Source organism: Rothia sp. HMSC065G12 (assembly GCF_001811455.1).
Classification (GTDB): Bacteria; Actinomycetota; Actinomycetes; order Actinomycetales; family Micrococcaceae; genus Rothia; species Rothia dentocariosa.
The window spans coordinates 133,990-157,364 of sequence record NZ_KV804814.1 but is presented as its reverse complement, the minus strand read 5'-3'; the positions used below and the strand labels follow the sequence as shown (position 1 = coordinate 157,364).

Here is a 23,375-nt window from a genome sequence, read left to right as displayed (position 1 = left end):
CCTAGCTAGTTCGGCAGATTACCCGAGCGGCCAAAGGGGGCTGACTGTAAATCAGCTGGCACAGCCTACGGGGGTTCGAATCCCTCATCTGCCACCCTAAAAAGAACCCGGTTACTTCGGTAGCCGGGTTCTTTGCATCTGGCACCCTCACACACCCGACAAAAATGCCCGCTCACGGCAAAAAAATAGGGTTTATGACGCGCTTTAAACTATTTATTAGTCTGTGAGTGAAAAATTAGCGCAATGTACGTGCAGGGTGTAGCGTTATCTCCATGGCTACTATTGAAATCACCCAGCAGAACCTTACCTCGACTGTCGAGGGTAACGATATCGTATTCCTCGATTTCTGGGCAGACTGGTGCGGTCCCTGCAAGCAGTTCGCTCCCGTCTACGAGGCAGCCTCCGAGAAGTACAGCGATATCGTCTTCGGCAAGGTGGATACCGAGGATCAGAGTCAGCTGGCACAGGCCGCAGGCATTACCTCCATTCCCACCATTATGGGTTTCCGCGGCGGTATTCTCGTCTTCTCCCAGCCCGGTGCGCTCAATGAGTCCCAGTTTGAGCAGGTGATTACTTCGATCCGCGAACTCGATATGGATAAGGTTCGTGAAGAAATGGCAACTGCAGAGCAGAACTAGCCATTTCATCATAGAGATAGTTAGGTGATAAACCCGCCCGGTGAAGGGTGGTTTATGCGTGTGGAGTCGGTACTTTTTACGGTACCGGCTCCACACGCATATTAAAAATCCCGGTAATCCGGAATACTGATACGCGCACCATACCTGGGTTTGCGAATGCCCGCCTCCTGAATAAGGCGCACAACCCGCTGCCGATGACCGGCGTAAGGGGCAAGCAGGCGAAGCATTCCGGCGTCGTCGGTGCGTTCTCCTGTAAAAGCAAACCCCACTGTATGCGCTAAGTGGTAGTCGCCCACGCTGACAGCGTCCGGATGCCCGCAGAAACTTTGAAGAGCTTCCGCCACCGACCAGGGACCAACCCCCGGAATATCGTCGAGCGCAGCCGCAAGGTGCGCGATACGACCGGTTGCCCCAAGGCGTTCGAGCGCATCGGCACGTTGGGCAAAATGGTAAATCGCGCTGTATCGGGCGGAATCTACCCGCGCACGATGCCAATCCCATGAGGGAATTGTGCCTAGAACCTGAGCGGTAGGGTACACCCGCAGATGAGGAGGCTGTGCCGAATTGCCGCTGAAGGGTGCGGACTCGCCGTATCGCATGATAATCCAGCGCAGTGCGTCAAAAGCCTCCGGTTGGGTCACCCGCTGTTCTAAGATCGCCGCTAACATATGCCGGGTAAGCTGCCCGGATGCACTCAGCCGTAGCCCCGGATTCTCGCGATAAGCACGCCGAATTTTTAGCGGCAGATGCTCAAAAGCGGGGAGCTTCGCAAATTCTTCTCGGGGATCGTGCAGGCCCAGCCACGCGGGCATAAGGGAGGCAAAGTCTTCAAGCTCGCTGTAGACCTGTTCGGTGGGGAATGCATCGTCGGGTGTAGCGGGGGAGGACTCCGCCCATAGGCAAACCTGAACCGGAGCATTCAGCGCAGAGGTTGCGCCCTCGAAACGACGGGTAAAGTACAGGGTCGCGGGCAGCTGCAGGGACGGCGTGCGCGCCCCGATCCACAGGGTGTCGTCCGCCGTGCGTGAGCGCTCAGAACGCGGGGCACGCAGACGGTGAAAAGTCGGATCGGTCGGGCCGCGCTGTAAACGACCGAGTGTCTGCCCTACATGCACCGGAACGTGCGGGTAAATAAGCGCCTGTATCCCTACCGTGATGCGCGCCGTCAGCGCCGAGGTGCGCATCGGTAAGCGGGAAAGCTCGATGCGGTATGCGGCATCAGGCACGGATTCGGTGGGCACAGCATCCTTAGCGTGTAGGGGAGAAAATATGCGCGTGAGATATATCTTGAGTTAACTGCGTAAAAAAGGCGCAGATCTCGGGATAACGTTTAATAATAGGATACCCTGAGTAGTAACTATATATTTCACAGGTGAGCGGGCGCACCGGCGACGTAGCGTGACTTAAGAACGTGTGTGCTTGCCACCGGGCACCAAACACAACAAACACGAGGAAAACGCATGGCGGCTGAGGTGAGTGCACCCGACTCGGAACCTACCGAGAAATCGGCGAAAAATTCTGCATCACAACATACCGGGGCACATCGTTCGGTGACCGCGGGCAGAGTACTGGTGGCGATTATGCTTGCCCTAGCGGTTTTTGCTCTCTATTGCTATTACTCCGTTCAGCAGCTTAAGCACTGGATTACCCCTTCATGGGATCTTGCGATTTTCACGCAGATGGCGCAGGCATATTCGCATTTTGACATGCCAATTGTGCAGATTAAAGGGACCGATTTTAATCTGTGGGGCGATCATTTTCATCCTATTCTGGTGCTTTTAGGGCCTGTGTATGCGGTTTCCCCCTCGCCACTGACGCTTCTAGTGGTTCAGAATTTTATGATTGCCGCCAGCGTCTATATGATGGTGCGGTTTACACAGCGGGCGTGTGCCCTCTCAAACATCAAACCCGAACCCGCAGGAACTTTTGTGGGTGTTCTTCTGGGTGCTGCCTTCGCCCTCAGCTACGGGGTGCAGCAGGCGGTGGCTGCGCAATTCCATGAGGTTGCCTTCGCTCTGCCGTTCTTGTGTGGGGCGCTGGGTAACCTGGTGCTTGCCGGTCGCATCAACGCTGATGAACGCTCCCGCTATATTATTCGCGCCTGCCTGTGGGCGGCACCGCTCGCCTTCGTCAAAGAAGATATGGGCGTTACTGCCGCGATGATCGGTATTGTCGCATTCATCCGAACTGGGTGGATACGCAAAGGGCTCGACGAACTCTTCCCTCAGAATCCTGAGGGTAAACCGCTGCCGCGGGGTGAGCGCATCCGCAACACCTTTAATTCCTGGGTGAAGACGCGGGGTGCCGCTGAATCAACCATGCTGATACTCTGGGGTCTCTTCTGGTCTTATGCCGCGGTTGCGCTCATTCTTCCGCTCTTTAACGCCAACGGGCAGTTCGACTACGGCGACAAGGTTGATGTATACGGCGCTTTCGCCGATCCGCTCGGTTCTGCGATCACCATCTTTAACTATGACCAGAAGGTCTGGACGATTCTGCTGCTGCTCTTTTGCGGCGCGATCATCTGGGTTGCAAGCCCGTTCGCTATCGTCATTCTACCCACGCTCCTGTGGCGTTTGCTCTCAAATACGGAGGCGTACTGGCTGAGCACCTGGCACTACTCGCTCGTGCTGATGCCCGTGGCGTTCCTCGCTCTTCTAGAGGTTATCCTCAACTTGCGGTACGGGAAGGTGCTGGCGCATCCTAAGCCGCTTGCGGAAGACGAAGAATCAGAGGATGAACCGGCAGAAACCGGGGATAAACCCATCGGATGGGTAGAGAATCTGCGCCAGTCCGTCCGCCGTGTTCCGCTCTGGTTCTTCCCGGCGGTTGCGCTGCTGGTCTCGGTGATTCCGACCGTTACGCCCGCATCCGACCAGCCGCTTGCCGATTTGACCAAGTCTTCGTTCACCAACAACCGGCTGACGGCCTCCGAAACGAGCCGTATGCAGGCGGTTGAGGCGGTACCGCAGGATGTAAGCGTTGCGGCAGACCTCTCGACCCTCACCCAGCTGATTCCGGGTCGAACCGTCTACTGGATTGGGCATGCGGGGGAACCGGCGCCCGACTACGTGGTGATCGATAAGCGCGGCTCAGCGTGGGGAGGTAACCCGCCGCAAAACACCGCACAGTATGCTGCTGACCGTTATGGGCACCCCTATGCGCAGGTGGGTACTTACGGTTCCCTTGAGGTCGTGCGTAAAATATCTTAGGCGTACCCATCCCACCGCCCTGCGCGCTGCATTCCGCAAGCGCGCAGTAGTATGGGGAAATAGCCTTGCACATCCATGTTTCCATGACCTGAAGGGGCTATTTTGCTTAGAACCCGCGGTGAAAAACCGGGGTTTTGCGCGCATCCGGCGCGTTGCCGCACCAAAGTAGGGTACACTTATAAAGACGGGTACCCCCGATACAGGTCTTGTGCGCCCCAACCGGTCGAATCGGTTACTAACCTCATTCTTGGCGCCGAACTCAAAATCACCGAACTCAGTATGCTATGCCGCCTCGTGGCGTCAATACACATCGCACCTCATTCCAGATGTGCCGAGACTTGCGTGTCACCGAGAAATTCAAGACCAACCCCCAGCGTAGAGAAATACTATCCCTGAGCGCCTCCGCCTTACCGGATGCCCGGGTTGCGTTGTCTTGCTCGCCCGCCTGACAATAAGGCGCGCAGAATGTGGCTGGAATGTGTAGGGGAATCCGAACGGCGCCGAAAAGCGTGCGCCCGAACACCCCAGCAAAATGAGGAAAAAGTGACTGAAAATATTCCTGCCGAAAACGCTGAACAAGGCGCTACGCTCGGCAATACCGAAGAGACCTTATCTGTAGAAAAAACCGTTGAAGAATCTTCCCTAGAAACCGGTGAAAAACCCGCGAACAATAAAGCAGAAGCTGCAGAAAGCATGACAGCAGAGTCTAGAGAAGACAACGCGGCCACTAAGAAAAATACTGAAGACAACACTCACGAAAGCCACGAAGAAGGCCCCCGATTCACCGACCTGGGACTAGACCCCCGAGTGCTCTCCGCACTCGAAGAAGTCGGCTACGAGAAACCTTCCCCCATCCAGGAACAGACCATCCCGCTGCTGCTGGACGGCAACGATGTGGTGGGTCTGGCCCAGACCGGTACCGGCAAAACCGCAGCCTTCGCGCTGCCCGCGCTCTCCCGCATGGCAGAACTTGCCGATATCAACGGCGTTTCCCGAGACACCCAGGTGCTTGTACTCGCCCCCACCCGTGAGCTCGCCCTGCAGGTTGCCGAGGCCTTCTCCTCCTACGCAACCCACATGGAAGACTTCACCGTGCTTCCTATCTACGGCGGTTCACCCTACGGACCCCAGCTTGCCGGACTGCGCCGCGGTGCACAGGTAGTCGTCGGTACCCCCGGGCGCGTGATCGACCACCTCGAAAAGGGCTCGCTCGACCTCTCAAACCTGCAGTACCTGGTACTCGATGAGGCCGACGAAATGCTGCGCATGGGCTTCGCTGAAGACGTAGAAACCATTCTCGAAGGCACCCCGGACGCCAAACAGGTGGCACTCTTCTCAGCCACCATGCCCAACTCGATCCGCAAAATCGCCCAGCAATACCTCAACGACCCCACCGAGGTGCGCGTCAAAACCAAGACCACCACCGGGGCGAACATCCGCCAGCGCTACATGCAGGTCATGCACTCCCACAAACTTGACGCCATGACCCGCGTGCTCGAAGTCGAAAACTACGACGGCATTATCGTCTTCGTGCGCACCAAAAAAGAAACCGAAGAAGTAGCCGATAAACTCAAGGCACGCGGTTTCCAAGCGGCAGCTATTAACGGCGACATTCCTCAACAGCTGCGCGAACGCACCGTGGATGCGCTGCGCGACGGGCGCATCGACATTCTCGTAGCAACCGACGTAGCCGCCCGCGGACTGGATGTTGAACGCATCTCCCTCGTGGTGAACTACGATATTCCGCACGACACCGAATCCTATGTGCACCGCATCGGGCGTACCGGTCGAGCCGGGCGTGACGGCGAAGCGATACTCTTCGTAACTCCGCGCGAAAAATACATGCTGCGGCAGATCGAAAAGGCAACCCGTCAAAAGGTTGAGCCAATGCATATGCCCACCGCGCAAGACGTGAACAGCAGCCGTAAACAGCGCTTCGCCGAGCAGATCACCGAAACGATCGAAACGGAAGACCTAAACTTCTTCCGCAAGATCATCGAAGACTATGAAAACGAGCACGACACCACGGCAGAAGACATTGCCGCCGCGCTCGCCGTCATTGCACAGCAAGGTCGCGCCTTCTTCCTCGATGAAAACGACGATATTGCCCGTAAATCCCGCGCTTTCGCCGACGACACCAAGGACCGCGGCAAACGCGGGCCCAAGAAGGGGCGAAACCACAGCGACGAAGGCATGGTGAACTACAAACTCAACGTGGGCCGCGCCTCTCGGGTTAAAGCCTCTGCCATTGTGGGCGCGCTTGCAAACGAGGGCGGTATTAAGGGCTCACAGATCGGCTCGATCGATATTCGCCAGCACTTCACGATCGTGGGTCTTCCCGAAGACCTGCCCAAGGGTTTCTTCGATCGTCTGCGTGATACCAAGATTGCCGGTGAGTTCATCAACATCCGTAAGGATCGGGGGCCTCAGGGAGGCGGTGGCCGCAGTTTCCGCCGCAACGATCGCCGCGATGGCGGGTTCCGGTCCCGTCGCGATGATCACCGTGGTGGTCGGGATGATCGCCGCGGAAAGTCACACGGTAAACGCTACTAGTCTGTGAAAGTTAGCCGTAAAATAAGGCGTTTCGTTATTTCATAAAAGCGGGATGCGCCCGCCGGTATTGTGGACGGAAAAACCGGTGGGCGCATCCGCGAATAAACGGTGTAAAAACGCCTATTTTTAGGGCTAAAACAAAGTGTCACAGAACACCTAACCCTTATTTGCGCGGGTGGTTTAGGATACTGTAAACTTTTATCTGTTGCCCCGATAGCTCAGTGGTAGAGCGCCATCTTGGTAAGATGGAGGTCCCGGGATCGATTCCCGGTCGGGGCTCTCGCATTGGCCTGCAAGGTTGATGTTCTGGCGGTGTAGCTCAGCTGGTTAGAGCGCACGACTCATAATCGTGAGGTCGACGGATCGAGCCCGTCCACCGCTACGCCCCGATAGCTCAGTGGTAGAGCGCCATCTTGGTAAGATGGAGGTCCCGGGATCGATTCCCGGTCGGGGCTCAGCTAAGCCTGTCTCGTATGAGGCAGGCTTTTTTGTTTGTGCCTTTCGGGTGGCTAAATGGGTCACACGTATCTAAGGGTGTTGGGTCTCTTCGGGTTCTGTCTGCCCGAAAAGCGCATTCTCAAGCTGGAAGGTCGAGTGGCTAATAGATACCTCGAAATGCTCGGATACGCAGGTTCGGGCTTGCCGCAAGATTTCCAGGGCCTCACCATTCGTGAAGCATTTATCGGCGATAACGATATGAGCGGTCAGTACGGGCAGACCCGTTGCTATGGTTGAGGCATGTATATCGTGAACCTCATGTACACCCGGCACGGTCAATATATGGCGACGCACTTCTTCAAGATCCAGCCCTTGGGGAGAGAACTCCATCAGTACACCGGTGGTCTCACGCATGAGCTTTGCCGCGCGAGGAACAATTAGCGCCGCAATGAATAAGCCCGCAATGGCATCGGCCTGCATGAAGCCGGTGAAGACTATAACGAGTGAAGAGACGATGACGCCCACGGAACCAAGTGCATCGTTGAGGACTTCAAGGAACGCAGCGCGCATATTAAAGTTCGCATCACGGCGCCCAGAAAGCACCATGATTCCGGCAATATTTGCCGCCAAACCAATGACGCCGAAGAGCAAAAGTTCGGAAGCCGGTACCTCTGGAGGCTCGAAGAGACGATGAATCCCTTCAAAGGCCGCATAAAGACCGACCGCCATCAGTAAGGTGGCTTGGGCGAGTGCTGCAAGAACTTCGATGCGTCGGAATCCCCAGGTTCGTTGTGCCGTTGCGGGCTTCAGCGCGAGAGTCGCCGCTATCAAAGCGACTAGCAGTCCGGAGGCATCGGTGAGCGCGTGCGCCGTATCGGTAAGAAGGGCGAGACTGCCCGTCATAAGAGATCCGACGAACTGGATTACGACAATCGCTGCAGCAAGCCCAAAGGCGAGTGCAATTCGCGGACGCAGGTCTGGGTTCTGGGAACGGGTGCGGGCAGAAGAATACTGGTCTTCCGAGCTCATGAGCGTACCTTTTGTTGTTCTGGCATGTCTTGGTGTGGGGAAGGGGCTTACCAATAATATATAAAAGTTATTTTATATATCTAGGGTAAAGCCTCATAAACCTTATGCCAAGACATGCCAGAAGTATGTGGTAAATCGCTCAGAAGAGGTGAGATAAATCCTCGTTAGTCTAATTGGTTTTCTGGAAAATCGGCAGCTCCGAAAGCAATTCGTAGCTTCGAATGCGGTCTTCAAACTCCCACGGCGTGCTCGTGATAATCACTTCGTCTGCACCGGTGCGGGCAACCAAATCTTCGAGCTTGCTCTGAACCGTCTGTGGGGAACCGACCACCGCCTCCTGAAGCATTGAGGAGATATGCCGTTTCTCGGCAGGACTCCACAGCTTTTCCATATCGTCGACTGGCGGAGAGAACTGCGGACGCCCGCGAATAATCCCCAGGGCGTGCTGTTGCGCAGTCGTGAAAAGATGCTGCGCCTGCTCATCCGTTTCGGCAACCAGCGACCCTGCACCCACAATAACGTAGGGTTTATCCAGGGTTTGCGACGGGGTGAAGTTATTGCGGTAGACATTGAGCGCATCCTGCAGGGCAGCCGGGGCGAAGTGTGAAGCAAACGAGAACGGCAGACCCAGCTTAGCCGCCAAAGAGGCCCCGAAAGTTGATGACCCCAGAATATAGAGCGGCACATTGGACCCTTGCCCGGGGATAGCGTGTACGCGGCGCATGGGGGAGGGCTCACCCAGATAGCGCTGAATCTCTTCTACCTCGGCGGGGAAATTCATGGCCGCAGAATTATCGCGACGAAGCGCCTGCGCGGTCATAGGGTCGGTACCGGGTGCGCGGCCCAAACCCAGATCAATGCGCCCGGGATGGAACGCCTCTAAGGTGCCAAACTGTTCTGCCACTACATAGGGGGCGTGGTTGGGGAGCATAATGCCGCCCGAACCCACCCGGATGCGCTCGGTTGCGGCGGCGAGCTCTGCCATCACCACGACCGTCGCCGAAGAAAGCAGCGAACCCGCGTTATGATGCTCGGCAACCCAGAAACGGTTGAACCCAAAACGCTCAGCCGCCTGCGCCGCCTGAACCGTCTTGCGCATGGTCTGCGCGTGAGAATCATCGGGGCGCGTGGGCATAAGATCAAGAACCGAGAACGGGATAGACATGATGGCTCCTTTCAGAACGAGAAAAAGTACCCTTTTAGTCTACGCTCCCTATGCTCATGGATACCTTCATGTTCGCGGTAAGCGGCGGCAGCTACGGTACCAACCCGATAGACTGGTGGGTATGAGTATTAACCCTGACATTGTGGGTCGCGTGTACCCCGCCGAGGGCACCTACGTCGTCGGTCGCGAGAAGATCCGGGAATTTGCCCGCGCCGTACACGCCGAAAACCCTCTGCATCATGACGTTGAGGCGGCACGCGCCGCAGGCTACGCAGACCTGATTGCCCCGCCCACCTTCGCTATCATCTTGTCCCAAGCAGCCGATGCCGCTCTGATTGGTGATAAATCTGCGGGCATTGATTTCTCTCGTGTGGTGCACGCCGATCAGCGCTTTACGCATCACCGCCCCATCGTGGCGGGGGACGAATTGCGCACCGAAGTTCATGTGGATTCCGTGCGTGTGATGGGTGCGGGCGCCATGCTCACCACCCGCGAGGAAATTACTGATGCTAACGGTAAACCCGTCACCACTTGTATCTCATCCCTGCTGGTACGTACCGACGAGGAGGGCGAATAATGTCCGTAAACTTTGCAGAACTCGAAAAAGGGCAGGAGATCGGCTCCCGAACCGTTGAGATTGCGCGTGCATCGCTGGTGCGGTATGCGGGCGCATCCGGTGACTTCAACCCGATTCACTGGAACGAGCGTTTTGCCCAGTCCGTGGGGCTTTCCGGCGTGATCGCGCACGGTATGCTCACGATGGGCACCGCCGTGCAGCTGGTGAGCGATTGGGCGGGCGATCCGGGTGCAATCGTGGACTACCAGACTCGCTTCACTAAGCCTGTACCGGTGCCGGATGCGCCCGGCGGTGACAACCCGGACACCCCCACGAATACGCTGACCATCACCGGCAAGGTAGGCGCCGTGGATGAGGATGCGCGCACGGCTCGCATCGACCTTACCGTTACCGCTGACGACGGTGAAGGCAGGCAGCAGAAGGTTCTGATGAAGACTCAGGCCGTGGTGAAATTTGCCTAGCCCGTGCGTTCGCGGCCGATATTCTGTGTGATTGTGCGTTGAGTTATGGCAGACCCGCTCTGACTACGGGGTGGGCCTGTCATAAGGTTTAACTGACCCTAACGGAATAAAACGTGACAGACCGGTATTCTTAAAGACATGACTGAAAAGCTGCTGAGTGAGATCACCACCGCCCAAGTTGGCGGCCCTGCCCGCACATACATTCGCGCCACGACTGAAGCCGAGATTGTCGAGGCCGTTTCCTCCGCCGATGCTGCCAACGAACCCGTGCTGATCGTGGGTGGCGGCTCAAACCTGCTGGTTTCTGATGCCGGGTTTGACGGTACTGTTGTGCATATTGCATCCACCGGGGTTGAGGAGCTGCCTATTCCCGCATGTGGCGGCGCGAATGTGCGCGTGCAGGCGGGTACCGTGTGGGATGATTTCGTGCAGCTGAGCATTGAAAAAGAATGGTCCGGCCCGGCGGCACTGTCAGGTATTCCCGGGACCGTGGGTGCAACCCCCGTGCAGAATGTGGGCGCCTACGGGGTGGAGGTTAGCGAGTTCATTGCGTCCGTGCGCACCTGGGACCGCGAGACGGGAAAGTTCAAGACTTTTGCAAACGCCGATCTGCGTTTCGGCTACCGCGATTCAATTCTGAAGCAAAACATGGTGAACGGCTCGCCGCGCTATGTGGTGCTGACCGTGGATTTCCAGTTCACGCTCGGCAGCCTGTCTTCACCCATTAAATACGGCGAGCTGGCGAAGAGCCTGGGTGTGCAGGTGGGGAAGCGTGCCGAATCCGCGCTGGTGCGGGATAAGGTGCTGGCGCTGCGTGCCTCCAAGGGGATGGTGCTGGATGCCTCCGACCGCGATACCTTCTCGACCGGCTCGTTCTTCACGAACCCGATTGTGCCGGTGTCTGTGCTTGATTCTTTGCCTGAGGATGCGCCGCGTTTCCCGGTAGTAACGCGCACCGGAGTGTTCGGAACCGAGCAGCAGGAGAGCGAGGAGCATGTGAAGCTCTCCGCCGCCTGGCTGATTCAGCACGCCGGGTTCGAGAAAGGCTTCGGGCTCGAAGGTGATTCGCGCGAGATTGCGGGCGGTCGCGCCTCGCTCTCGACCAAGCATACGCTGGCGATTACGAACCGTGGGGATGCCAGCGCTGAGGATATTTTCGCGATCGCCCGGGCGGTGCGCGCCGGTGTTGCCGAGAAATTCGGGGTTGAGCTGGTGCCCGAGCCGGTTGTGGTGAACGGGAAGATTTAGGACTCTTCAGCCTCTTATTCCCGCGAATACTCCCGCGAGCAGATAGGATTTTGACGAAAAGATAGCGCTCAGTTATCTGCTCATCGAAATCCTATCTGCTCGCGGTTTGTTGGGTCTGTAAGTTCAGAAGTTTTCTTGCCATTCTCAGGGGTGCATCCTATTCTTGCAGATATATCGCTGTGTAAGGAGCTATCGTAATGACCGTGATGACCAATCAAGAGTTCAAGCAGAACGTCAGCCAAGCACAGAAAGCGGCGCAAACCGAACCAGTCATTATTACCGACCGGGGCGAACCTGCATACGTGCTCATGACTTATACCGAGCATGAGAAGACTTTGCAATCTAAATCCGTTCGGAGTGGTTTGGACGCTTTGATGCCACTCGACGCCGCCGATATTGAATTAGAACTACAGCCGCGCAGCCGTGCCCAGCGTCGTCCCGTAGATTTTGAGGATTAACCGTGTATTTGCTTGATACGAATATCCTCAGTGAAACCCGGAAGATAAGAACGGGTAAGGCTAATCAGGGTGTGATCGATTGGCTCGCTGACACACCTGAGCATTTACTGTATGTCAATGCTGTGGTGCTGATGGAAGTAGAACGAGGCATTTTGGCGAAAGAACGTAAAGACCCGCAACAGGGCGAGGTTCTGCGTCAGTGGTTTGAGCATGTAGTAAAGCCTACTTTTGCGGAGCATACTTTCGTTGTGGATGAAAATACAGCACGAATTTGCGCTAAACTTCATATCCCTGACCACGCTCCCGAAAACGATGCGTGGATTGCTGCCTCTGCTATTCAACATAATCTGGTGTTGGTCACGCGTAATACTGATGATTTTGCCTGCACAGGCGTGAGACTGCTGAATCCATTCCAAGAATAGTTACTGGCAGTGTATTTATTTATATTCGCGAGCAGATAGGATTTTGACGAAAAGATAGCGCTCAGTTATCTGCTCATCGAAATCCTATCTGCTCGCGGTTTAGCGGGGATGGCGTTAATCCAGCAGGTCTAGAATCTTGTTGTAGGTTTTGGCGTTGCGCAGAGTCAGCTGGTTTGCGAAGGCTTTCTTCGACATAAACTTTCCGTACTGAGCCTTTTTATAATCGGGTGTGCTGTAGTTGCCGAAGTAGACGGCGCAGGTTCCTATGTGAAGCACCTCGTCGGGAACATCCAGCGTTTCGAGCTCGGTGGCGAGTGCATCGCGATCAGCATCAATGGTGAAAAACATGGCGTCCAGGCGCGGCATGTCCTCGTTCCACCACTCGGGCAGGTTGTGCGCATCCTTGCGGTATTCGTCAGCGGTGAGAAGCGAGAATGGAATCTCAAAATCGTAATGCTCCGCCAGCAGCTCGGTAATCTCCTGTGCCACGGTGGTTTTATCCCGCGAACTCACAAATAGCAGGTTCCCCGAGTTGATATAGCTTGTGACGTTCTCGTACCCCAGCGCAGCCAGCCGCTTCTTCAGCTCAGGCATCGACACCTTGCGCAGCTTCCCCAGGTTAACGCTCCTGAGTAAAAGAATGTACTGCATATGCTATGACTCACTCCTTGAGTCTGCGCTGAGCAGGGTAAAAATGTGGTCGAGGTGTTGTGTGACATCCGCTATCTGATGTTCCGATAGGCTCGGATAAAGTCGATGTATAGCTTGGCGAATGGCTTCATCGGGGTTTATAGACTTGATGTCTTGCAGCAGCTGAGGGCTTGCCTGAAGCGTCTTGCGGCGCTGATCTTGAGAGTCGGTACTGACCGTAACCGCACCTTCTGTGATCATGGCATTAACCATTGTCGAAACACGGCTCTGGGCTAGATGGGTGCGCTCTGCTACCTGGTTGATAGTCGTGTTGGGGTGCTGCACAATATCCTCAAACACCATAGCTTCACTTGGATGTACCGACATGTGGGTAAGTGACCCAGCCGTGATAGTAATATCGCGCAGCATGCGTGCAAGTTGATACAGTTCCCCCAGAGTCATGATTCCAGTATAAAAGGTCGAGATTCAGGCATAAGTATATCTGCTAAGATATATCTGTGGAGATATATTTATGACGATGATAGATATTTTGTTTTCTTGTGCCCTAATGATGTTGGTGCTACGGCAAATTCGAGGGCGAAAACTCACAATTTTTAGCCTCATCTGGCCAATACTTCTCGTCGGATGGGCTGTTATTGAATATATGACGGGCTTCCCCCTGTACAACAACGGGTGGATACTCATCATTGGATGCATAACGCTCGGGCTAATCCTCGGCGTGGCGTGCGGTATAACGACGGCAGTGTATACGCAGAACCACCAGATATATGCACGAGCAGGCGGCTGGGCTGTCGTTTTCTGGCTGGTCGGGATGAGCGGACGTCTTGTTTTTGGCTTATATGCAGAACACGGTGGAGCGGAACAGATTTATCGATTTTCTCTCGACTGCTCTATTCCCATAGACGCATGGACCAGCGCCCTTATCATGATGGCTCTCTGCGAGGTTATGAGCCGCACCTTCGTACTAGCGTGGAAACTAATTCATGCACGCCGGGCTCTGCCTGCTGCCGCATCATGATGCTGCACTTTAGCACATTTGACCTTACTCTTTCGTAGCAGTGGAAGCCCCGTAAAACCACGGCACCGCTGCATCATCTTCATTCTCCTGTGGGGGTACGCCGGGGGCAACCGGAAGATGCGGAATCAGCAGATCCACCTCGTCGCGGCGCAGAATCTCGGGGTCGGTTACCGCAGGCACGAACCCGGGCACTCGATCCCAGCTCCAGTAGTAGAACTTCTCGGGTGAGCTCCACGCGATCGTGCTGAACCCGCCCCTGGAATCCTCATCAAACTGATCTTTGACCCGCGCCTCATACAGGTACGGTGCCCGCTGGCCGGTTGTCGGGTCCACCCCGTACCAGATACGTGTGATGAGCGCCCGCAGCATGGCTTCACCCGTATTGACATGCACCGACGAGACCTGGCCGTCCTGGTCGTGGAGAACCTTTCCTTCGCCCGGGGCGAGTACGGGCGGCTCGGTTCCCAGAGAATCCACAATATGCCCCACCAAGGCTTCAATATAGGAGCCGCGCCCGGGGACCTCATCGCGAAGCTCCCAGACCAGGTTTCCTTCCGCATCTAGGATCGCGACGGCGCACACCTCCCAGTCGGTGGCACGCCACGGGGTCAGATGCTCCGCCACAAACACCAAACGGTTATTCCAGCGGCGCATGACGAGCGTAAAATCTACGCCAAACCAAGGCCGCGCATGATTCAAGTTAGGCATAATCCCCGAGATGGGCATTAGCTCGGCGTAGGTATCGTGGTCGCCCTTCATGGAATCCCAATCAGGTTCGCAGGCGTCCAGATACATTCTGAAGGGGGCGCTTTGCGGGCTTTGAATTAAAAACTCCCCGGAAACGAGCTTCTGCCACGGATACTGGGTGCCACGAATATCCTCACCCTGCTGAACCGTCATAGGCCAGTGCGTAAAGACTGCCCCATACTCTGAGGCGGGCGGGTAGGAACGGGCGGCTTGCCGGTAGGGTGCTGTCGGCAGATGGGGGAGTATGCGGCGCACATACTCGGGAATATCCTCGCCCGTGTCCGGGGGATAGATGAGAGGGTCGGTGTGTTCGAGAGTGTAGCGCGCATCCTCGGTCGGAACGCTCCATGCCAGCCGCGCCGGAGGGTGGCAGTAGCTCAAAACCGTTGCCCGGTAGTCGGTCGTCACGTCAAGATATGTTCGAGAACTGCATTTGGTAACGTACGCCAGCCGAATAATATCGTCACCCTGACGCATGTGGTACGAGTGGTATTGCCTGTCTTCGTTTAGGTCAAAAAATTCCCCATCCCCAAGCTCCAGATGCTGTACGCTGAGGCTGCGGTACAGTGCCATGAAGACCGCCTCAATATAGACCGAACGCTGCGGGTCATCATCGGACTGCTCCCAGTGAAAAGCGAAATTACGATCCACCCGGGCGCGCGCGTAGGTGCGGTCAGAGGGCTCTTGCCAGGTCAGAAAAACGTGCGCCGTGAAGTAAAGATAATCCTCATCAGCTTCGAAACTGAACGTGATATTGCCTGAGAAATACGTGTCCCGATGCACCAGATCGCCCCGAAAGCGCCGTGAATTTTCGGGGTCGAAAGGTTGGGGGTTCAGCTCCGCCATCAGGTGAAATTCCGAACCGATATAGTGCAGCACACCGGGCCCCAGATATTCTGCCGGGTGCCTGCCTGCGACCGGCTGGCCGTTTTCAAGCGGGGCAGGCGTGTGGGCTATGGGCCAGGGAATATAGGTGACTGCGGGTGTGTCTGCCATGCCGCGCTCCTTGAGGTTGATGTCTGGACCGTTTTATCTCATCTGATACGCACTGAGCCCCACCCTGTACACCATCATGAGGCGGCAACACGCGATGTTTAGTCATCATAACGTACCGGCACCCGGAAATACGCCAGCACCTCATAGTGTGTGCCTGCGGCATGCCACGGATTACACGCCCTTTGTCTTCTGCGACTTCACGAGAACCTGACCGACCGATAAAAGCCGAGAAGGTGAGAGATTCCCACCTTCTCGGCACACTATGTTTCATATCATTCCTGCGTTGGAGGTTTTAGCCGTTAGAGCGATTTCCCGCGCTTTTCGGGCAGCGCGAAGGTTGTTATTGCCGCAAGAAGGAACGCCGCCGCGAAAACAGCGAACAGTACTCCGGTGCCGCCGAAAGAGATGAGCGGTGGAACGATAAGCGGTGCCAGAATCGAGGCGATGCGCCCCAGCCCGGCCGCCGTGCCGGTGCCGGTGCCGCGCAGCCGGGTGGGGAATACTTCCGGGCTAATGGCGTAGAGCGCGCCCCATGCGCCTAGGTTGAAGAACGAGAGGAAGCACCCGCTGAGGATAATGTAGAAATCCGAATGCGAGAGGCCGTAGCATACCGCCGCGCCCGCCGAACTAGCCAAAAATACGGCGAGGGTGGCGCGGCGCCCCCACCTCTCAATCAGGTAGGCGGCCACTGCATAGCCGGGTAGCTGCGCCAGGGTCATAATCAGGGTGAATGCGAAGGACTTTACCAGACTGAACCCCTGTGCGCTCAACAGTGAGGGTATCCAGATGAACGCCCCGTAATACGAGAGGTTAATACAGAACCACACGGTACACAGCGCCAGCGTGCGTTTACGCAGCGGAGCCGACCAGATGGAGGTTGCCTCTTGGGCGTCGTTGGCAGAAGCCTCAGGTGCATTGTCGCTGGCGGTTTCATCCGCGTGAGTTCGTGTGCTGAGGGCCGCGGAGCTCTCAAATTCTGCAACTACGCGTTCTGCTTCGTCAGTGCGCCCTTTCGACTCTAAGAAGCGCACGGATTCGGGCGTTCCCCAACGAATAATCAGCGAATACAGTGCCGGAACCACGCCGATAGCAAGCGCCCACCGCCAGCCGTTTGGGTTCGGCACAACAAAGGTACCGATAAGCGCCGCAAGAATCCATCCGAGCGCCCAAAACGCCTCTAAAATAACGACCACGCGACCGCGAATAGCGCGCGGCGAAAATTCCGACATCAGCGTGGATGCGACCGGCAGCTCAGCCCCGAGCCCCAGCCCCACGATAAACCGGAAAACCATCAAAACGGCTAGTGAACCGGCGAGTGCGGATGCGCCCGTCGCCAAACCGTAGATGAGCAGCGTTGCGGCGAAAACGTAGCGTCGCCCAAAACGGTCGGCGAGAAGCCCGCCGACGGTGGCACCGAGAGCCATACCCAAAAATCCGATGGAGCCTAACCAGCTTGTTTCGGTGGGGGAGAGTGCCCACTGTTTGGTCAGTGCCGCCATGATGAAGGAGATCAGCCCAACATCCATGGCGTCGAGCGCCCAGCCGATACCGGTGACGCCCAAGAGCTTGGTGTGTTTCTTAGTAAAGGGGAGAGTTTCTAATCGTGCTGTCAGAGAGGTCTTTGCCATGAGGAGCCTAAGATAATGCGAAAGTATTGACGAGGAATAGGTACCTAAAGGGGAATTTTGTTCCCGTGGCTAATAGTTTACATCAACATAAGGTAACTATGACCTAAACATGTCATATAAAGTCTTAAACCCTCTGAGAGTCCCGGGAAATATAGTGTTCGCCCGCAGGCAGCACAGGACTGTCTAGCCGCGAGAACCTGGCGGTACCCTCAAAACAGCACGAATATACGCCATGCGGCCGTGATTCGTATCGACAATATTCCCCGCCAGCAGAGGAGCCTTGGGGGGCGTATTATCGGCATCTCGGGTGGAGGCAGGATACGGTACCGCAGTCTGCGAAACCTGACAGTGCGCCAGTACCTCACGGCCCACGGGCAGGCCATCACGTATCTAATACCGATTGGATATGCGGGGTAAGACCCGCAGTAACCTACGAGTGTCCCTGTGTATAGGCGGGCGCGGCGGGCAGATGCTCTAAGATGGTGCGCACATCGGCGGGGATCTTGGCACCAATGACCGGATCAACAGTCAAAACATTGTAGGCGTTGTGCCAGTAGCGTGCATCTTCTAGAGGGACGCTCCAGATGAGGCGGGCACTGGGATAGACGGTACCGCGTATAACAGCGCTGTAATCGGTTTCCGTGAGAACTCGCACGGGATCATTCGTGTGTGCCTTAACATCAATCGCGCGAAGAACACGATCGCCGCAGCATAGGTGAGCGGAGTCCAGAATATTCCTCTCATTCATAAACTCCATATACTCGCCCTCGGCAAGAATGGGGGGCATCTTGAACATGCTTGCGTGAATGGTGTTGATAACGGTTTCGATAAATTCCATGCGCAAGGGGTCGGAATCGCGCAGAGTCCAGCTTAGGTTCAAATCTTTGTCAACAATTGCTACAGCATATTGATGGTCGCGATTTTGCCAAATAGTATCAGAGGATACTGCAAACTGTAATTCATCATGAAATGCTCGATAATAAAACTGTAAATCTTGTGCAATATAAATATTGCTAAAAATAAGATCAGCATAAAACTGGTATCCCGGGGGATATCCGGGTTTAAAAAGGGGAGGAACGATGTATAAATCAACGTAATTATCATCGCTCGTTTCAAGATGCAGTTTGCCGGGATGCAAATATTCTGCTGGATGCGCACCCGGCTCTGGCTTTCCATCAATCAGGGGTCGGGCATGGGGAACCGGCCAGAGTGTAAATTCTGTTGTATAGGAAAGTTTTTCCATGATTCTCTCTGCGTGTGTAGAGGTGCATTTCCTTAATATGAGGTAAAAGGTCTAAAAATAGAAGACATTGCCATATTGTTATCAAATATTTATAAACCTTGTCCGCTATTAAGGTGTTGTGATAACAATACTATAATCTTTTGGCGCCGCGATAGTGAGGGTGTCATAAAAGATATTTTTTACGATGTTAGGCTATCAGGGAGTTCCCAGGCGCGGGTGCTAGGCTGTTGATGTATCGTGTACGCACAGGTGAGAGCCGCCCTGAGAAGAGGTGATGTGTGAAAACCTTAGAGGATGAAGTTACAGAGAGTGAAACCAGCAAGTTTCACCTGTGGCTAGAGAAAAAGAAAGCTCGGATGCACGCTCACCCGGTGCTGAAACATCTCTACAAGCCTCTTGTGATTGCCGTAGGCGGCTTCTGTTTCATTGCCGGTCTGATTATGCTTGTCACACCTGGCCCCGGCTGGCTGTTTATCTTTATCGGTTTGGGAATCTGGGGAACCGAGTTCGCATGGGCGCATCGTCTGAATCAGCGACTCAAAAAGCTAGTGATTTCACTCTGGCACCGCTACGTAGCCTGGCGTGAAAAACGAAAAGCCCAGAAGGCAGCGCGTAAAGCATAGCCTGAAAGATATACCTGCCTACTTTGAGTTTGTGCCCCGCATCCTGATTGAGGATGCGGGGCACAGGCTTATCCGCTAGGTTCGGGGCAACCAGAAACCCTATTCACCAAGAGGCGGGTACAGGCAACGTTTTGCTCATTCCCACGCATATCGTTCAAAGCTTGAGGGCTAGGCTCAACATACGTGGGCGCAGAACCGCTCTTACGGCACCGCGCCCACGAATACTTTGAGAAGGCTACTTTAGAGCTTTCCAACCGCGATCTTGAGCATGCGGCGCACCGGCTCAGCAGCACCCCACAGCAGCTGGTCACCCACCGTGAAAGCACTAATGTACTGCGGACCCATCGCCAACTTGCGGATGCGCCCCACCGGAATATTCAGCGAGCCGGAAGCGGCGACCGGAGTCAGACCCTCCATCGTGGCATCCTTAGTATTCGGCACCACCTGGGCCCACTGGTTATCTTCAGCGATAATGCGCTCAATCTCGGCAACCGGCAGGTCTTCGGTCAGCTTCATCGTAAGCGCCTGCGAATGCGAACGCATGGCCGCGATACGCACGCACAAACCGTCCATAATCACACGGTTATCGCCCTCAAGACCCAAAATTTTATTGGTCTCGGCATCAGACTTCCATTCCTCGCGGGACTGCCCATTGCCCAAGTCAGAGTCAATCCACGGGATTAGCGAACCGGAAAGCGGAACCCCGAACTGCGCGGTATCAAGGTCACCCGAACGCTGCTTAGCGAGCACCTTACGGTCAATCTCCAGGATCGCCGCTGCCGGATCGTTAAGCTCGGCAGACACCTCATTGCCGAGGTCGCGGAACTGCCCCAGAACCTCGCGCATATGGCGGGCGCCGCCCCCTGAAGCCGCCTGATAGGTCATCGAGGTGGTCCATTCCACCAGACCCTGTTTGAAGAGACCACCCAGCCCCATGAGCAGGCATGAGACGGTGCAGTTGCCGCCAATAAAATCTTTCACACCGGATTCGAGACCGCGGTCAATCACATCACGGTTAATGGGGTCGAGCACGATAATGGCATCATCGTTCATGCGCAGGGCAGAAGCGGCATCAATCCACAGGCCCTCCCAGCCAGATTCGCGCAGCTTCGGGTGAACCTCTTTCGTGTAGTCACCGCCCTGTGCGGTCACAATAATCTTATGCTGGCGAAGCTCATTCAGATCGTACGCATCCTTCAGCGTAGAAGGCTCAAGCGTGCCGTCGAAGGTGGGGGCTTCACCGCCCACATTGGAGGTTGTGAAAAAAACGGGAGAAATATCGTTGAAATCGTTCTCTTCAAGCATGCGCTTCATCAGCACGGAACCAACCATGCCGCGCCAACCTACAAAACCTACTGAGTCACCGGGATTAAAATTCATAATTTCTAGTCTACCCCGTGTGCCACATATCGCGTGGAACAGCGTCATAACCCCTAGTCAGTATGGGGAAAGACCAGGTGAAGTGCGAGGAGCGTGATGAGCTGTGGCGTAAGATGTTGCGAGGTGAACGAATGTACCTCAGACAAACGAGACTACACTTTGCCGTTCGCATAAGCGAACGTTGTTGTACGGAATTTCCGTGCCAGGTACATCAGAGGCGGGCTAAGGTCTGAAACGAGTAGTACATGGGATTTTTCCCGCCCGAAGCATCCAGCAGGTAGCCGCGCTCGCTTTTTTCCCAGGCACTTTCACCCAGGATGCGCCATCGCGCCGGTTCGTCCGCAGCCATAAATCCTTCTACCGCGAGTTCGGGGGCGTAGGTATCACCCGTAATCTCGTTACCTTCCTGACAATAGAAGAAGGTGCGTTCGATAATCTCGACGCGACCAAAGGAAGGTAAATCCTCGCGGGAAAGCGCCTCCGCATAGACGGAGCCGCCGCCAAGGATCCAAGCATCAACTTGCTGATGTGGTGAATCCGGGTGCTGGTTATCGTTGGGCGTTAAAGGCGTGTTGCCCGCGAGGGTGAGCGCCGCATCCAGCGACGGAACCCAAAGCGCGCCATCGCCTTTAAGAGGCGCGGCTGAATCGCTCGTAATACTGCGGCTGATGACGATATTGGTGCGCTCGGGCAGCGGTCGAAAACGCGGTGGAAAAGACTCCCAGGTGCGCCGTCCCATGATGACGGGCTTACCCATGGTGACGGTTTTGAAATGCGCGAGGTCTTCGGGGGCACGCCAGGGCATGGTGCCGTCGCGCCCAATAATACCCGCATCGGTCTGCGCCCAAATAGCGCCGAGGCACGGTTGTGCGGGTGAGGGGGATTCATCTTCACGCATCGATTCTCCTAAACCGCGATGGGGGCAGAAATCCCCGAATGATGCTTATAATCGACGAGTTCAAAGTCTTCATACTCGTAATCAAAAATAGAAGGTTTCTTCGTTTTGATAATGAGTTTGGGGTACGGGTAGGGCTCACGCGGGGGATAGGGATTACCCTCGGGGTCGTTGCCGTAACCGAGCTGCTTTTTCACCTGTTCCAGGTGGTTGGAGTAGATATGACAGTCGCCGCCCGTCCATATGAACTCGCCGGGTTCCATACCGACCTCGTGGGCTATCAGGTAGGTCAGTAGGGCGTAGGAGGCGATATTGAAGGGTACACCCAAGAACATGTCGGCGCTGCGCTGGTACAGCTGGCACGATAGTTCCTTCACACCGTCAGGGCGCTCGTGCACGTAAAACTGGAACATGGCGTGGCAGGGCGGCAGTGCCATCTCATCAACCTCGGCGGGGTTCCATGCCGAGACAATGTGGCGGCGTGACGACGGGTTCGTTTTGAGAGATTCGATCACTTTCGCGATCTGGTCGATGGTGCCGCCGTCGGGGGTGGGCCAGGAGCGCCACTGCACCCCGTAGACCGGGCCGAGGTCACCATTTTCGTCAGCCCATTCATCCCATATAGTCACGCCGCGTTCCTGCAACCAACGTATGTTTGAGGAGCCGCGCAGGAACCACAGAAGCTCGACCGCCACCGATTTGAAGTGCACGCGCTTGGTGGTAATCAGGGGGAAAGAGTCACGCAGATCGAAGCGCATCTGCCGCCCAAACACGCCGAACGTGCCGGTGCCCGTACGGTCTTTGCGCTGAGCATTGGCGGCAATAGCATCACGGTTCTCATCAAGAATTTCGCGTAGCAGATCCTCATAAGGCGTTGGGATGCTCTGCTGACCAGAGGCGTGATGCGCGGGCGTACTCATGGTGACTTGACTCCTGGGCGTAGATTTTTTAGTCAAAATTCTATTGTACGGGTACAGGGGGAGTGGAGCCGAGTAGCTTTTCCACGTTAAGCGTAAAACTGGATTCTTGACGCTCAGAAAATATAGCTCTACCTGTTTTTGCTGAGGCTTTTGTATTTTCCGAAGCTGTTGCCGTACCCGTCGTCGTAGTAGCTCATAATTGTTTACTCCTTGGCTATCAGTGCGTTGTTAGCTGTTCCCGCCGGTATAGGATGTGCTCTCGGGGTACTCATCAGGATCATCAATCCACTCCCCATCCTCATACAACGGGTCAGGAAAACCCTGAGGAAAAAACACTTTCTTAAACCTTTCCACACGTGACCAAGGATATTCGACCCCGTCCATGGCGAACACAACCTTGCCTTCGAAAAACTCTTTTACACGCGGTAAACTCTCCTGCGAGATTTCAAATCCCCACCCAAAAAGAACTTGGTAAAGGCCACTACCATGAATCGGACGTACTGTATAACGCGTATCCATCTGTTCAATAATATTTACGCATAGGCTCACGTCCTCGTCATCCATCACGAAGAGGTCATCAAAATTCTTGTACAGCACAAAGAGTCCCTGGCGCATATCGAACCAGTTAATCAGGCAGGCATCTTCGGACGCCCAACGTAGGTTAAAATCATCCGGAATAGCATAGACACTCTCAATACTCTCAACCAGACGGTACGCAAAATCCAACGTGGTTTTTACCCCGGCACAGTCAACAACAATAACCTTCCACCCCTCCGCTTCCAGATAGGGCAGCATATGGTTCTCCCAGTACCCATCCTCACGGATAAACAAAGGGGCAATGAACTCTACAGTTCCGTTAAGCGTGTAACTCATCTTTCTCGCTATTCTTAATTACTCTACTAGTAGGATAAACGTGTGATAATGATCCGGACTGTAATAGATACTGCCATTACTACCCACTATCAACCTGTCATCACCACGAGTCGTCTCAGGCTCCCCGTTAGGCTTCAACTCAACTTTACCGTTTTCACCAATCTTCGGTTGAGGAGCCATGAAATCCATTTCCGTATACG

Annotated in this window: 24 protein-coding genes and 4 tRNA genes; 14 read left to right on the top strand and 14 right to left on the bottom strand. The window is 55.3% G+C overall.

What is annotated here, in order from left to right; all coding sequences use genetic code 11:
* The first annotated feature begins 12 nt into the window (after nucleotides 1-12).
* Nucleotides 13-94 (top strand) — tRNA-Tyr (locus HMPREF2804_RS04985).
* 178 nt (nucleotides 95-272) lie between these two features.
* Complete coding sequence (locus HMPREF2804_RS04980) at nucleotides 273-638, top strand: thioredoxin family protein (protein WP_004005389.1); 366 nt, start codon at nucleotides 273-275, stop codon at nucleotides 636-638.
* A gap of 101 nt (nucleotides 639-739) precedes the next feature.
* On the opposite strand, the gene HMPREF2804_RS04975 is transcribed toward HMPREF2804_RS04980, so the two are convergent.
* A complete protein-coding gene (locus HMPREF2804_RS04975; RefSeq protein ID WP_246824156.1) occupies nucleotides 740-1,879 on the bottom strand; it encodes a DNA-3-methyladenine glycosylase family protein in 1,140 nt (379 codons plus the stop codon).
* Nucleotides 1,880-2,098: 219 nt separating this feature from the next.
* Between HMPREF2804_RS04975 and HMPREF2804_RS04970 the strand changes: the two genes are divergently transcribed.
* The 5 genes from HMPREF2804_RS04970 to HMPREF2804_RS04950 all read left to right on the top strand — a co-directional run bounded on the left by HMPREF2804_RS04970 (nucleotide 2,099) and on the right by HMPREF2804_RS04950 (nucleotide 6,858).
* Nucleotides 2,099-3,850, top strand: coding sequence for a DUF2079 domain-containing protein (locus HMPREF2804_RS04970; RefSeq protein ID WP_070627549.1), 1,752 nt, complete (start codon nucleotides 2,099-2,101; stop codon nucleotides 3,848-3,850).
* Between the two features lie 465 nt (nucleotides 3,851-4,315).
* Nucleotides 4,316-6,403, top strand: coding sequence for a DEAD/DEAH box helicase (locus HMPREF2804_RS04965; RefSeq protein ID WP_070627547.1), 2,088 nt, complete (start codon nucleotides 4,316-4,318; stop codon nucleotides 6,401-6,403).
* A 207-nt stretch (nucleotides 6,404-6,610) separates the two neighbouring features.
* Nucleotides 6,611-6,682 (top strand) — tRNA-Thr (locus HMPREF2804_RS04960).
* Nucleotides 6,683-6,711: 29 nt separating this feature from the next.
* Nucleotides 6,712-6,785 (top strand) — tRNA-Met (locus HMPREF2804_RS04955).
* Nucleotide 6,786: 1 nt separating this feature from the next.
* Nucleotides 6,787-6,858: transfer RNA gene (locus tag HMPREF2804_RS04950), tRNA-Thr, on the top strand.
* 73 nt (nucleotides 6,859-6,931) lie between these two features.
* Here HMPREF2804_RS04950 and HMPREF2804_RS04945 read toward each other — a convergent pair.
* Nucleotides 6,932-7,870: a cation diffusion facilitator family transporter gene (locus tag HMPREF2804_RS04945; RefSeq protein WP_004005385.1), complete on the bottom strand. Its 939-nt coding sequence runs from the start codon at nucleotides 7,868-7,870 to the stop codon at nucleotides 6,932-6,934.
* A 169-nt stretch (nucleotides 7,871-8,039) separates the two neighbouring features.
* On the bottom strand, nucleotides 8,040-9,035 hold the full coding sequence (locus tag HMPREF2804_RS04940; RefSeq protein ID WP_048753197.1) for an LLM class flavin-dependent oxidoreductase: 996 nt from the start codon (nucleotides 9,033-9,035) through the stop codon (nucleotides 8,040-8,042).
* A 121-nt stretch (nucleotides 9,036-9,156) separates the two neighbouring features.
* On the opposite strand from HMPREF2804_RS04940, the gene HMPREF2804_RS04935 reads away from it, so the two are divergent.
* The 5 genes from HMPREF2804_RS04935 (at nucleotide 9,157) to HMPREF2804_RS04915 (ending at nucleotide 12,201) form a co-directional block, all read left to right on the top strand.
* On the top strand, nucleotides 9,157-9,612 hold the full coding sequence (locus tag HMPREF2804_RS04935) for a MaoC family dehydratase N-terminal domain-containing protein (protein WP_048754367.1): 456 nt from the start codon (nucleotides 9,157-9,159) through the stop codon (nucleotides 9,610-9,612).
* Nucleotides 9,612-10,073 (top strand): MaoC family dehydratase, encoded by a 462-nt coding sequence (locus tag HMPREF2804_RS04930; protein ID WP_048754337.1) that lies wholly within the window; start codon nucleotides 9,612-9,614, stop codon nucleotides 10,071-10,073. The genes HMPREF2804_RS04935 and HMPREF2804_RS04930 overlap by 1 nt, the downstream gene beginning before the upstream one ends.
* Nucleotides 10,074-10,211: 138 nt before the next feature.
* The gene (locus HMPREF2804_RS04925; protein WP_048752577.1) at nucleotides 10,212-11,321 is read left to right on the top strand and encodes a UDP-N-acetylmuramate dehydrogenase; all 1,110 of its coding nucleotides are present in this window, start codon (nucleotides 10,212-10,214) and stop codon (nucleotides 11,319-11,321) included.
* A 197-nt stretch (nucleotides 11,322-11,518) separates the two neighbouring features.
* Nucleotides 11,519-11,779, top strand: a complete 261-nt coding sequence (locus HMPREF2804_RS04920; RefSeq protein ID WP_070627545.1) for a type II toxin-antitoxin system prevent-host-death family antitoxin — start codon at nucleotides 11,519-11,521, stop codon at nucleotides 11,777-11,779.
* 2 nt (nucleotides 11,780-11,781) lie between these two features.
* Nucleotides 11,782-12,201: a type II toxin-antitoxin system VapC family toxin gene (locus HMPREF2804_RS04915; protein ID WP_070627543.1), complete on the top strand. Its 420-nt coding sequence runs from the start codon at nucleotides 11,782-11,784 to the stop codon at nucleotides 12,199-12,201.
* Between the two features lie 114 nt (nucleotides 12,202-12,315).
* Here HMPREF2804_RS04915 and HMPREF2804_RS04910 read toward each other — a convergent pair whose 3' ends face one another.
* The gene (locus HMPREF2804_RS04910) at nucleotides 12,316-12,852 is read right to left on the bottom strand and encodes a DUF1697 domain-containing protein (RefSeq protein WP_070627541.1); all 537 of its coding nucleotides are present in this window, start codon (nucleotides 12,850-12,852) and stop codon (nucleotides 12,316-12,318) included.
* A 3-nt stretch (nucleotides 12,853-12,855) separates the two neighbouring features.
* Nucleotides 12,856-13,293, bottom strand: a complete 438-nt coding sequence (locus HMPREF2804_RS04905; RefSeq protein WP_070627539.1) for a MarR family winged helix-turn-helix transcriptional regulator — start codon at nucleotides 13,291-13,293, stop codon at nucleotides 12,856-12,858.
* A gap of 202 nt (nucleotides 13,294-13,495) precedes the next feature.
* Between HMPREF2804_RS04905 and HMPREF2804_RS04900 the strand changes: the two genes are divergently transcribed.
* Nucleotides 13,496-13,870 carry a DUF1453 domain-containing protein gene (locus HMPREF2804_RS04900; protein WP_070627611.1) on the top strand — a complete coding sequence of 125 codons (375 nt, stop codon included), beginning with the start codon at nucleotides 13,496-13,498 and terminating at the stop codon, nucleotides 13,868-13,870.
* A gap of 24 nt (nucleotides 13,871-13,894) precedes the next feature.
* Here the strand turns inward: HMPREF2804_RS04900 and HMPREF2804_RS04895 are convergent, their stop codons facing one another.
* The 4 genes from HMPREF2804_RS04895 to HMPREF2804_RS04885 all read right to left on the bottom strand — a co-directional run bounded on the left by HMPREF2804_RS04895 (nucleotide 13,895) and on the right by HMPREF2804_RS04885 (nucleotide 18,484).
* On the bottom strand, nucleotides 13,895-15,613 hold the full coding sequence (locus HMPREF2804_RS04895) for a hypothetical protein (RefSeq protein ID WP_070627538.1): 1,719 nt from the start codon (nucleotides 15,611-15,613) through the stop codon (nucleotides 13,895-13,897).
* Nucleotides 15,614-15,912: 299 nt separating this feature from the next.
* Nucleotides 15,913-17,241: an MFS transporter gene (locus tag HMPREF2804_RS04890; protein ID WP_070627536.1), complete on the bottom strand. Its 1,329-nt coding sequence runs from the start codon at nucleotides 17,239-17,241 to the stop codon at nucleotides 15,913-15,915.
* A 183-nt stretch (nucleotides 17,242-17,424) separates the two neighbouring features.
* A complete protein-coding gene (locus tag HMPREF2804_RS10735) occupies nucleotides 17,425-17,613 on the bottom strand; it encodes a hypothetical protein (protein WP_246824154.1) in 189 nt (62 codons plus the stop codon).
* Nucleotides 17,614-17,671: 58 nt separating this feature from the next.
* Nucleotides 17,672-18,484: a hypothetical protein gene (locus HMPREF2804_RS04885; RefSeq protein WP_048752571.1), complete on the bottom strand. Its 813-nt coding sequence runs from the start codon at nucleotides 18,482-18,484 to the stop codon at nucleotides 17,672-17,674.
* Between the two features lie 278 nt (nucleotides 18,485-18,762).
* Between HMPREF2804_RS04885 and HMPREF2804_RS04880 the strand changes: the two genes are divergently transcribed.
* A complete protein-coding gene (locus tag HMPREF2804_RS04880; protein ID WP_048754332.1) occupies nucleotides 18,763-19,107 on the top strand; it encodes a PGPGW domain-containing protein in 345 nt (114 codons plus the stop codon).
* Nucleotides 19,108-19,347: 240 nt separating this feature from the next.
* Here the strand turns inward: HMPREF2804_RS04880 and asd are convergent, their stop codons facing one another.
* The 5 genes from asd to HMPREF2804_RS04855 form a co-directional block, all read right to left on the bottom strand.
* The gene (asd, locus tag HMPREF2804_RS04875; protein ID WP_070627534.1) at nucleotides 19,348-20,487 is read right to left on the bottom strand and encodes an aspartate-semialdehyde dehydrogenase; all 1,140 of its coding nucleotides are present in this window, start codon (nucleotides 20,485-20,487) and stop codon (nucleotides 19,348-19,350) included.
* A gap of 211 nt (nucleotides 20,488-20,698) precedes the next feature.
* Entirely contained in the window at nucleotides 20,699-21,385 is a 687-nt protein-coding gene (locus HMPREF2804_RS04870) for a dihydrofolate reductase (RefSeq protein WP_070627532.1), read from the bottom strand.
* An 8-nt stretch (nucleotides 21,386-21,393) separates the two neighbouring features.
* Nucleotides 21,394-22,302: a thymidylate synthase gene (locus HMPREF2804_RS04865; RefSeq protein WP_070627530.1), complete on the bottom strand. Its 909-nt coding sequence runs from the start codon at nucleotides 22,300-22,302 to the stop codon at nucleotides 21,394-21,396.
* A 228-nt stretch (nucleotides 22,303-22,530) separates the two neighbouring features.
* Entirely contained in the window at nucleotides 22,531-23,175 is a 645-nt protein-coding gene (locus HMPREF2804_RS04860) for a hypothetical protein (RefSeq protein WP_070627528.1), read from the bottom strand.
* Between the two features lie 18 nt (nucleotides 23,176-23,193).
* On the bottom strand, nucleotides 23,194-23,375 hold a 182-nt coding region (locus HMPREF2804_RS04855), incomplete at its 5' end, for a ribonuclease domain-containing protein (RefSeq protein WP_246824152.1).